Genomic DNA, 9,857 nt, shown 5'->3' with positions numbered 1-9,857 from the left:
TAGTAGTTAGTGTTGCATATCAAGTGAAACTTGAAGATGGCGTAGTAGTTGACCAATCAACTGCAGAAGCTCCACTAGATTACCTTCACGGTCACAACAACCTAATTACAGGTCTTGAAAAAGAGCTTGAAGGCAAAGTAGCTGGCGACAAGTTCTCTGCAACTGTTACTCCAGAAGACGCATACGGCGAACACAACGACGCACTAGTTCAACGTGTTCCTGCTGACGTATTCCAAGGTGTTGAGCAAATCGAAGTTGGCATGCGTTTCCTAGCGGATACTGACCAAGGTCCAATCCCAGTTGAAGTTACTGAAGTAGATGGCGACGAAGTTGTTGTTGATGGTAACCACATGCTAGCTGGCCAAACTCTAACGTTTGACGTTGAAGTTGTAGCGGTTCGTGAAGCGACTGAAGAAGAAGTTCAACACGGTCACGTACACCAAGAAGGCGGCTGTGGCGGTCACGACCACGATCATGACCACGAAGGCGGTTGCTGTGGTGGCGAAGGCCATGACCACGGTGAAGAGAAAAAAGACGGCTGCTGCGGCGGCGGTAGCTGTGGTTCTCACTAATACCGAATTAACGGTTTAGTTTAAGAATCTTGAAAGCCTCCCTTGTGGAGGCTTTTTGCGTTTAGGAGTCTCGCTTTTTGACCTCGCTTTTCTCTACCAAACTAAGTGTCCGCAAATCTAAGCATTCGTAAAAGTTTGGTTTTCGTTATCAGACATCGAACCATGGATGTGGTATTGATAGCACAACATTATAAGACGACGTCAGTGGAGAGTTTGTATGTCACAGCCTTTTTCAATTGCCATTCATGGTGGTGCAGGAACCATCTTGCGCGAGCAAATGAGCTATGAATTAAAAGCGGGTATTACCGAGGCTTTGGAAAAATCGGTTTTGGCTGGTTATCAAATATTGCAATCGGGTGGTGATGCTCTGGATGCGGTAGTGGCATCGGTTAAGGTGATGGAAGACAGCCCGCACTTTAATGCCGGTAGGGGCTCTGTTTTAACGCATGATGAATTTGTTGAGATGGACGCTTCTGTGATGCATGGCCGCGAAATGGATGCAGGTGCTATTGCAGGCGTTCGCCATATCAAAAACCCAATTGAGCTTGCACGTGATGTGATGCGGAAAAGCGACCATGTGTTGCTGATTGGTGAAGGTGCCGAGAAGTTTGCGTTTGAGCATGACTACACCTTTACCGAGCAAGACTACTTCTTTACTGAGCGCCGCTATGACCAACTTCAGTCGATGAAAGAGAAAGGCATCTTTGCTCTGTCTGAAGCGAAATATGATCAGCAGCAAGCTGAGAAATACCCTGACGATAAAAAGTACGGCACGGTTGGTGCGGTCGCATTAGACCAAGCGGGTAACTTAGCGGCAGCAACCAGTACCGGTGGCGTGACCAATAAGAAATACGGTCGTGTGGGTGACTCTCCGATCATTGGTGCAGGAACCATCGCTGAAAATGGCAATGTTGCCGTCTCAACAACCGGGATGGGTGAGTTCTTCCTACGTAAAATGGTCGCCAGTGATGTCGCAGCACGAATGCGTTATCTGAAAGAAGATGTGCACACCGCTTGTGAAACGATCATTCAAGGTGAATTGAAAACCATGGGTGGAGAAGGTGGCTTGATCGCTATCGATGGCCAAGGCGATATACATTTTGGTATGAACAGCTCAGGAATGTATCGTGCAAGCGTTGATACTCAAGGTCGTGTTGAAGTGAAGATTTATGCCGACGACTAAGTTGGTATCGGCTTAATTGGCTTTAGCTTATTCACTGAGATGAAATAAACAAAAGGGCGACAGATAAGTATCTGTCGCCCTCTTAGTTTTCTATGTCCCGTCCTGAAATGTGTTTACACATTGAGGACGAGAAACTAACGATATGCGTCGTTAGATTTAATTGGTTATTTTGAACCGCACTTAATAGTGTGGAGGTGGCGTCTCTTCTGATGCGTCAGCTAGATTAGAGCCATCCATATTTTTTACTTTGCCAACCACGAACTTCATCTGATCTTGCATTCTCGTGATTAACATTTGTTGTTGGCTAAGCGCTTCATTGAGTTCTTCAATGGTCTGTTCTTGGAAAGCTAGCTGACACTCTAGGTCATTTACGCGGCTTTCTAGTTGTTCAACTCGCTTTTCTGTCATCGTTCTTAATCCACATTCCAAGCTTGGGCAATGCCCGCAGAGGTGCCCGATATCACACGGTTCTTATCATCAAAGGCTGCATCATACACTACCGCACGAGGAGGGCGAGCATCTTTTAATGGCTCAGCATCGTGGCGAGAAATTCGCTTGCCATCCTGAGTATTCCACACACTCACTTGGCTGGATGGTGTGCCCGTCACCAACATACTGCCGTCATCAGAAAAACGCGCACTCGAGAAAATCAACTGTCGAGACCAGCTTTGCAATTGCGCTTGAGGTTCGCCCGTTTCAAGATCCCAAATCATCGCTTGATTGCCGCCATCAGAGGTAAAAGCCAGTTCACCATCGCGTTGTAGCGCGACTCGTACTACTCTTTGTTCATGCTCAAAGGTGCGCAACACCAAGCCCGACTCGGTATCCCAAAGGTAAGCTTTGTAGTCGTTGCCGCCTGATAATGCGTAGCGGCCATTAGAAGAGAGGGAGACTGAATTCACTTTTTCTCGGTGAGCAAGGAACTCCAGACGGCGTCCGGTGACTAAGTCCACATAGATGGCTTTTCCATTAGAAAGGCCAAGCAGTACTTTTTCACCATTGCTAGAGATATCGACATCGCGAATCAAGCCGTCGGAGATAGACCAGAGCCCTTGTGCTTGAGTCCAAGATAAGTCCCAAACGGCGAAGTTCATCTGGCTAGCGGTAATGGCAAAACGGCCATTGTCCGAGATACGGATACGCGATACTTGGTTTTCTAACTGGTCTTGTGGACCAAGCTGAGTCAACTCTTGGTCTTCGGCGAGGTCCCAAAGGAGCAGTTGCTTTTGCTGAGAGTAGAGCAGGGCGAAGCGTCCATCTCTGCTGAGTGCAAAGCTGGTGGCACCATTGGGCTCAATTTCCCAACGCTGCTCATCATCTTGGAAGAAAAAGCAACCATTTAACAAGGTGATGACAATTGTACATAGCAATGAGTGGAAAAATATTCGCATCACATCTAATAATCCGGTTTGTGTCGAAAGACATATGACTAGTATATTGTTATAACTAACGTATTCACACCAATCTAATCATTAGATTTGTGCACAATAACCAATGGCTTGGCCATTAATTGGAGAATTCAATGAAATCAGTTTTAAAAGTATCACTGCTTGCCGCAACGGTTATGCTAGCAGTTGGTTGTCAGAAAGAAGAACCAAAGGCAGAAGCTCCACAGGTAGAAGAAGTTAAAGTTGAAGCAGTAAACTTTAAAACAGAAGATGACAAAGCGGCTTACGCAATCGGTGTATCTTTCGCTAACTACCTAAGCACAAGCATTGATAAGCCAAGCGAGCTAGGTATCAACCTAGACAAAGATATGGTTCTTCAAGGTATCGAAGACGTATTCGCAGAGAAAACAGCACTTAACGAAGAAGAAACTCGCGCAGCTCTTGAAGCTCTAGACAAGCGTGTTGCTGAAACGATGCAAGCACAAGCGGCAGAAAAATCTGCAGAAGTGAAGAAAGCCGGTGATGACTTCCGCGCTGAGTTCGCTAAAACTGAAGGCGTTAAGCAAACTGAATCTGGTCTACTTTACCAAGTAATGACTGCTGGTGAAGGCGCTTCTCCAAAAGACACTGATACCGTTCAAGTACACTACAAAGGTACGCTAACAGACGGTACTCAGTTCGACAGCTCTTACGATCGTGGCGAACCAGCAACATTCCCACTAAACCGCGTAATCCCAGGCTGGACTGAAGGCGTACAACTGATGCAAGTTGGTTCTAAGTACAAGTTCGTTATCCCGCCAGAGCTAGCATACGGTGAGCAAGACACACCGACTATCCCTGCTAACTCAACGCTAGTATTCGAAGTAGAACTACTAAACATCGATAACGCTGAAGCAGCTCCTGCACAGTAATATCGGTTAAAAGCCTCGTACTAAAATACGTTGATTGAATAAAAAGCCTAACTTTGAGTTAGGCTTTTTTTATGATTTGAAGATGAGTATTTGATTTTTAAACTTGTTCTAAATCACTAGTTGCAATGTTAGCTAGGTGTGCAATTAAAATTTTCTGATAAACTTACATAAATTTGTTGATTTTTCACACGAAGGTAAGGAATAAGTGACTACTACAGAAACAGTCAATGCAGATGTGTTACTTGAAATGGAATCAGTCCACGTTATGCCATTCAGTGAACACGATAAAATCATTCTAAGATCTTATGAGGCCGTTGTTGACGGTATTGCGAGCCTTATTGGTCCGTTTTGTGAAATCGTTTTGCACTCTTTAGAAGACCTCAATACTTCTGCGATTAAAATTGCCAACGGCGAAAATACAGGTCGTCAGGTTGGCTCGCCGATCACCGATCTTGCATTGAAGATGCTAAAAGATATTGAAGGTTCTAAGCGTAACTTCTCACGTTCATACTTCACTCGCGCTAAAGGCGGAGTGTTGATGAAGTCGATCACGGTTGCTATCCGCAACGGTGAAGACCGAGTGATTGGCCTACTGTGTATTAACGTGAATCTAGACGCGCCATTCTCACAAGTGCTGCAATCGTTCATGCCTACACAAGACGCAGACGAAGCCGCATCATCGGTTAACTTCGCTAGTGACGTTGAAGAACTTGTCGACCAAACGGTTGAACGCACCATTGAAGAAATTAACGCTGACAAATCGGTATCGAACAATACTAAGAACCGTCAGATCGTGATGGAGCTGTACGACAAAGGTATTTTCGATATTAAAGACGCGATCAACCGCGTTGCTGAGCGACTGAACATCTCTAAGCACACCGTGTACCTATACATCCGCCAACGTAAAACAGAGGATGAAGAGGGTTGCTAAGCTATACACTCCTAGTGAATGGGCCAGTCTATGGCTCACAGTCAGCAAGAAGTGCCTACCAGTTTGCCGTGGCTCTGATTAAACAGGGCCACAAACTTCACAGTGTGTTCTTCTATCAAGATGGCGTCAGTAACGGCTCAGACCTTACCGTACCGGCTAACGATGAATTTGATTTAGCTTCTGCTTGGCAAAAGCTGGCTGATGAACACGATGTTAGCCTTGAAACCTGTGTGGCAGCTGCGCTAAGACGCGGAGTGATTAGCTCTGAAGAAGCAGAGCAACATCAACTAAGTGCCTCTAACCTAGCCACTGGATTTACTCAAGCCGGATTAGGGAGCTTATCGGAAGCGCTACTAACGCAAGATAGGGTTGTGCAGTTTTGAGAAAGTTAGCCTTTATATTTAACAGTTTCCCTCATACGACCGCTGCGGGTAGAGAAGGGTTAGACGCCTTGCTTGCTGCGTCCGCATATAGTGAAGACATTGCCGTGTTCTTTGTTGGCGATGGCGTGACACAGCTTCTCAAAGCGCAGCAGCCCGACGAAACACTATCGCGTGACTACATCTCTGCATTCAAACTTATGGACCTGTACGACATCGAACAGGTGTATGTGTGTCAGCGTAGTCTGAGTCAGTTTGGTCTTTCAGCAGACAACCTGCTAATCGATGTGATCACCGTTGAAGCCGACGAGTTAACGCAGAAGTTAGCTCAATGCCAACAGATACTGACTTTCTAGGGGACGCTATGCTTCATATTGTAAAATCAGTCGACAAACTTAAACTCGCATTGACCTATTCTCAGCCACAAGATCAGTATCTTTTGGTGGAAGATGCGGTGTATGTTTGCCTTCCCAATCATGAGTTATTCACTCAAATCTGCGCAGTAGAGCAGGTGTCGGTGTTAAAACCAGATCTCGATAGCCGAGGTTTACAACTACTTGTCTCAAGTACCATTGATCAAGTTGACTTCGATGGCTTCGTTAAACTGACGGTTTTGAACGACAAATCAGTCACTTGGTAGCTGTGTTTTATCAGTTTGGTTAAAAGTAGACCATCCTGAGCTCTAGACGGCTAAAAAAGATCTGTATATTTCTTGACACACCTCCCACTGCTGAATAGAATTTTGCGTCCCTAATTACGACTTGTGATTAGGGATAGATTTTTCACAAAGCTTACTTTCAAGTAAATTTCAGGAGCTAGTTAATGGCAACTATTAACCAGTTGGTTCGCAAACCTCGTGTAAAGCAAGTTGTTAAAAGCAACGTGCCTGCACTAGAAGCGTGCCCACAAAAACGTGGTGTATGTACTCGTGTTTACACTACTACACCTAAAAAACCTAACTCGGCACTACGTAAAGTATGTCGTGTACGTCTAACTAACGGTTTCGAAGTAACTTCGTACATCGGCGGTGAAGGCCACAACCTACAAGAGCACAGTGTTGTACTAATCCGTGGCGGTCGTGTAAAAGACCTTCCGGGTGTTCGTTACCACACTGTTCGCGGCGCACTTGACTGTGCTGGCGTTAACGACCGTAAACAAGGTCGTTCTAAGTACGGTGTGAAACGTCCTAAGTCTTAATTGATTCTCTTTTTTAAAAAGAAATCGTTAAGTAAGGCCAAACACTATTTTATTTATTATTCTGAAAAGTTTTGGAAAAAACCTGAAGAAGACAACGGAGAATATCCATGCCACGTCGTCGCGTAATAGGTCAGCGTAAGATCCTTCCAGATCCTAAGTTCAAATCTGAATTGCTGGCAAAATTCGTTAACATCCTTATGGTTGACGGAAAGAAATCTACTGCAGAAAAAATCGTTTACACTGCACTAGATTCAATGGCTGAGAAGTCTGGTAAAGACCACTTAGCTGTATTTGAAGAAGCTCTTGAAAATGTTCGCCCAGCGGTAGAAGTTAAATCTCGCCGTGTAGGTGGTTCAACTTACCAAGTACCTGTAGAAGTTCGTCCGGTTCGCCGTAACGCTCTTGCTATGCGTTGGGTAGTTGAAGCTGCGCGTAAGCGTGGTGAAAAATCTATGGCTCAACGCCTAGCTGCTGAAATGCTAGACGCGTCTGAGAACAAAGGTACTGCGGTTAAGAAACGTGAAGACGTTCACCGCATGGCTGACGCAAACAAAGCGTTCGCACATTACCGTTGGTAATACCTTTTTAGTGCTGCAAGGTTCCTTGCAGCACTTCTTTAGTTCCTATGCTTATGCTAGGAACTATTGCTATTTCTAGGGCAAGCAATTTTTAGCGAAGCATCGCTTTTAACGCCTAATCTAGACATAGCAATAGTCCCTAAGTCTCTAATAAGAGGATTCAACCGTGGCTCGTAAAACTCCTATAGAGCAATACCGTAATATCGGTATCGTTGCTCACGTAGATGCAGGTAAAACAACCACAAGTGAACGTATTCTGTTCTATACCGGTCTTTCTCACAAAATCGGCGAAGTTCACGATGGTGCAGCAACCATGGACTGGATGGAGCAAGAGCAAGAGCGCGGTATTACGATCACTTCAGCAGCAACCACTACGTTTTGGCGTGGTATGGAAGCTCAGTTCTCGGACCACCGTATTAACATCATCGACACTCCTGGACACGTTGACTTCACAATCGAAGTAGAACGTTCTCTGCGTGTGCTTGATGGTGCAGTTGTTGTGTTCTGTGGCTCATCTGGTGTTGAACCTCAGTCAGAGACAGTATGGCGTCAAGCTGATAAGTACCAAGTTCCACGTATGGTTTTCGTTAATAAAATGGACCGTACCGGCGCTGACTTCTTGCGCGTAGTTGAACAGATCAAGGACCGCTTAGGCGCAACTCCTGTTCCAATTCAACTGAACATTGGTGCTGAAGAAAACTTCCAAGGCGTTGTCGATCTTATCAAGATGAAGGCAATTAACTGGAATGAAGCTGACCAAGGCATGACTTTCACGTACGAAGATATTCCTGCAGACATGCAAGAAATGGCTGAAGAATATCGTACAGAACTTGTTGAAGCTGCTGCAGAAGCAAATGAAGAGCTGATGGATAAGTACCTTGAAGAAGGTGAACTAACAGAAGCTGAAATCAAACAAGGTCTTCGTACTCGTACCCTTAATAATGAAATCGTACTTGCTACTTGTGGTAGTGCATTCAAAAACAAAGGTGTACAAGCTGTTCTAGATGCAGTTGTTGATTTCCTTCCTTCTCCAGTCGATGTACCTGCAATTAAAGGTATCGATGAAGATGAGAACGAAGCAGAGCGTCACGCGGACGACAAAGAACCGTTCTCAGCGCTAGCATTTAAGATCGCAACAGACCCATTTGTTGGTACTCTTACCTTCATCCGTGTTTACTCTGGTGTTGTAGAAAGCGGTAAAACTGCTTACAACTCTGTGAAGAAACAACGTGAACGCTTAGGTCGCATTGTTCAAATGCACTCAAACAAGCGTGAAGAAGTAAAAGAAGTACGAGCAGGTGACATCGCAGCCATCATTGGTCTGAAAGATGTAACTACTGGTGAAACCCTTTGTGACCAGAACCATAAGATTGTTCTTGAGCGCATGGAGTTCCCAGACCCAGTTATTCAGATCGTTGTAGAGCCAAGCTCTCAAGCTGATCAAGATAAAATGACTATCGCTCTAGGTAAACTAGCAGCGGAAGACCCATCGTTCCGCGTTGATATGGATGCGGAAACTGGCCAGACTCTGATTTCTGGTATGGGTGAACTACACTTAGATATCATCGTTGACCGTATGAAGCGCGAATTTAGCGTGAACTGCAACGTTGGTAACCCGCAAGTGGCTTACCGTGAGACTATTCGTGGTACAGCGAAAGCGGAAGGTAAATTTATCCGTGAACATGGTGGTAAAGGTCAGTACGGTCACGTATGGCTGAAACTGGAACCATCAGAAGCTGGCGAAGGCTTTGTCTTTGTGGATGAAATTGCCAATGGTATCGTACCGAAAGAGTTTATCGCTTCAGTTGCTAAAGGCGTTGAAGAGCAGATGAACAATGGTGTGCTTGCTGGCTATCCAGTTTTGGATATCAAAGCTACACTATATGATGGTTCTTACCATGAAACAGATTCAAGTGAGATGGCGTTTACAATCGCTGCCTCTATGGCTTTCAGAACGGGTGCACTTGAAGCGCAACCGGTTCTGCTTGAGCCTATGATGAAAGTTGAAGTAACTACTCCAGAAGACTGGATGGGTGACGTTGTTGGCGATATTAACCGTCGTCGCGGCATCATCGAAGGTATGGACGAGGGGACAGCTGGCCTGAAGATAATTCGTGCACAAGTTCCGTTGTCTGTCATGTTCGGTTACGCAACTGATTTACGTTCTGCGACACAAGGTCGTGCTTCTTACTCTATGGAGTTTAGTGAGTACGCTGAAGTGCCTAACAATGTTGCAAAAGCAATCATTGCAGAGCGTGGTTAAACAAAAGGAAGGCATTTTTTTTCATTTTTTGAAAGAACAATGCGTCCAAATATTGCGCTAACGAGAGTTGGCGCATAAAATAGCAATTTCTGGCGCGTCTCGCTCAATAATGAACGTGGCGAATCATAACTAGGAAGGAACACGATTGTGTCTAAAGAAAAATTTGAACGTACGAAACCGCACGTAAACGTTGGTACTATCGGCCACGTTGACCACGGTAAAACAACTCTAACTGCTGCTATCTGTACTACTCTTGCAAAAGTATACGGCGGTGTTGCTAAAGATTTCGCATCTATCGATAACGCTCCAGAAGAGCGTGAGCGCGGTATCACAATCGCAACTTCTCACGTTGAGTACGACACTCCAGCACGTCACTACGCACACGTAGACTGTCCAGGACACGCGGATTATGTTAAAAACATGATCACTGGTGCTGCACAAATGGACGGCGGTA

13 protein-coding genes are annotated in these 9,857 nt (G+C 45.3%); 11 read left to right on the top strand and 2 right to left on the bottom strand.

The features are described 5' to 3' along the window. Both slyD and AB4623_RS18440 read left to right on the top strand, forming a co-directional pair. The coding region (slyD, locus tag AB4623_RS18445; RefSeq protein ID WP_372147119.1) for a peptidylprolyl isomerase at positions 1-572 on the top strand (572 nt) is incomplete at its 5' end. A gap of 217 nt (positions 573-789) precedes the next feature. Beyond that, on the top strand, positions 790-1,755 hold the full coding sequence (locus AB4623_RS18440) for an isoaspartyl peptidase/L-asparaginase family protein (RefSeq protein WP_017066209.1): 966 nt from the start codon (positions 790-792) through the stop codon (positions 1,753-1,755). Positions 1,756-1,935: 180 nt separating this feature from the next. Here the strand turns inward: AB4623_RS18440 and AB4623_RS18435 are convergent, their stop codons facing one another. Together AB4623_RS18435 and AB4623_RS18430 are read right to left on the bottom strand one after the other, a co-directional pair. Further along, a complete protein-coding gene (locus tag AB4623_RS18435) occupies positions 1,936-2,163 on the bottom strand; it encodes a SlyX family protein (protein ID WP_009848930.1) in 228 nt (75 codons plus the stop codon). Between the two features lie 5 nt (positions 2,164-2,168). Further along, positions 2,169-3,146 carry a WD40 repeat domain-containing protein gene (locus AB4623_RS18430; protein WP_372147121.1) on the bottom strand — a complete coding sequence of 326 codons (978 nt, stop codon included), beginning with the start codon at positions 3,144-3,146 and terminating at the stop codon, positions 2,169-2,171. A 131-nt stretch (positions 3,147-3,277) separates the two neighbouring features. On the opposite strand from AB4623_RS18430, the gene fkpA reads away from it, so the two are divergent. The 9 genes from fkpA to AB4623_RS18385 all read left to right on the top strand — a co-directional run. Further along, the gene (gene fkpA, locus AB4623_RS18425; protein WP_017061105.1) at positions 3,278-4,054 is read left to right on the top strand and encodes an FKBP-type peptidyl-prolyl cis-trans isomerase; all 777 of its coding nucleotides are present in this window, start codon (positions 3,278-3,280) and stop codon (positions 4,052-4,054) included. Between the two features lie 205 nt (positions 4,055-4,259). Continuing rightward, complete coding sequence (locus AB4623_RS18420) at positions 4,260-4,985, top strand: transcriptional regulator (protein WP_004729851.1); 726 nt, start codon at positions 4,260-4,262, stop codon at positions 4,983-4,985. Then, positions 4,979-5,368: a sulfurtransferase complex subunit TusD gene (gene tusD, locus AB4623_RS18415; protein ID WP_017063709.1), complete on the top strand. Its 390-nt coding sequence runs from the start codon at positions 4,979-4,981 to the stop codon at positions 5,366-5,368. The genes AB4623_RS18420 and tusD overlap by 7 nt, the downstream gene beginning before the upstream one ends. Then, positions 5,365-5,721, top strand: a complete 357-nt coding sequence (tusC, locus tag AB4623_RS18410; protein ID WP_372147117.1) for a sulfurtransferase complex subunit TusC — start codon at positions 5,365-5,367, stop codon at positions 5,719-5,721. The genes tusD and tusC overlap by 4 nt, the downstream gene beginning before the upstream one ends. An 8-nt stretch (positions 5,722-5,729) precedes the next feature. Further along, positions 5,730-6,005, top strand: a complete 276-nt coding sequence (gene tusB, locus AB4623_RS18405) for a sulfurtransferase complex subunit TusB (RefSeq protein WP_017063711.1) — start codon at positions 5,730-5,732, stop codon at positions 6,003-6,005. A gap of 182 nt (positions 6,006-6,187) precedes the next feature. After that, positions 6,188-6,562 (top strand): 30S ribosomal protein S12, encoded by a 375-nt coding sequence (gene rpsL / locus AB4623_RS18400; protein ID WP_004737194.1) that lies wholly within the window; start codon positions 6,188-6,190, stop codon positions 6,560-6,562. A gap of 107 nt (positions 6,563-6,669) precedes the next feature. After that, positions 6,670-7,140, top strand: coding sequence for a 30S ribosomal protein S7 (gene rpsG, locus AB4623_RS18395; RefSeq protein ID WP_010435163.1), 471 nt, complete (start codon positions 6,670-6,672; stop codon positions 7,138-7,140). A 166-nt stretch (positions 7,141-7,306) separates the two neighbouring features. After that, positions 7,307-9,403 carry an elongation factor G gene (fusA, locus tag AB4623_RS18390; protein ID WP_017061101.1) on the top strand — a complete coding sequence of 699 codons (2,097 nt, stop codon included), beginning with the start codon at positions 7,307-7,309 and terminating at the stop codon, positions 9,401-9,403. Positions 9,404-9,550: 147 nt separating this feature from the next. Next, the coding region (locus AB4623_RS18385; protein ID WP_243645911.1) for a GTP-binding protein at positions 9,551-9,857 on the top strand (307 nt) is incomplete at its 3' end.

The organism is Vibrio sp. 10N.222.52.C12, from assembly GCF_041474215.1.
Taxonomy (GTDB): Bacteria; Pseudomonadota; Gammaproteobacteria; order Enterobacterales; family Vibrionaceae; genus Vibrio; species Vibrio crassostreae_C.
Note: the sequence above shows the minus strand (reverse complement) of the source record. Positions and strands in the feature narration are given on the sequence as shown.

Excerpts from the sequence above, each read along its gene's own strand:
- rpsL (WP_004737194.1), top strand. The coding sequence starts at position 6,188 with ATGGCAACTATTAACCAGTTGGTTCGCAAACCTCGTGTAAAGCAAGTT.
- rpsG (WP_010435163.1), top strand. The coding sequence starts at position 6,670 with ATGCCACGTCGTCGCGTAATAGGTCAGCGTAAGATCCTTCCAGATCCT.
- AB4623_RS18440 (WP_017066209.1), top strand. The coding sequence starts at position 790 with ATGTCACAGCCTTTTTCAATTGCCATTCATGGTGGTGCAGGAACCATC.
- fkpA (WP_017061105.1), top strand. The coding sequence starts at position 3,278 with ATGAAATCAGTTTTAAAAGTATCACTGCTTGCCGCAACGGTTATGCTA.
- AB4623_RS18435 (WP_009848930.1), bottom strand. The coding sequence starts at position 2,163 with ATGACAGAAAAGCGAGTTGAACAACTAGAAAGCCGCGTAAATGACCTA.
- tusB (WP_017063711.1), top strand. The coding sequence starts at position 5,730 with ATGCTTCATATTGTAAAATCAGTCGACAAACTTAAACTCGCATTGACC.
- AB4623_RS18430 (WP_372147121.1), bottom strand. The coding sequence starts at position 3,146 with ATGCGAATATTTTTCCACTCATTGCTATGTACAATTGTCATCACCTTG.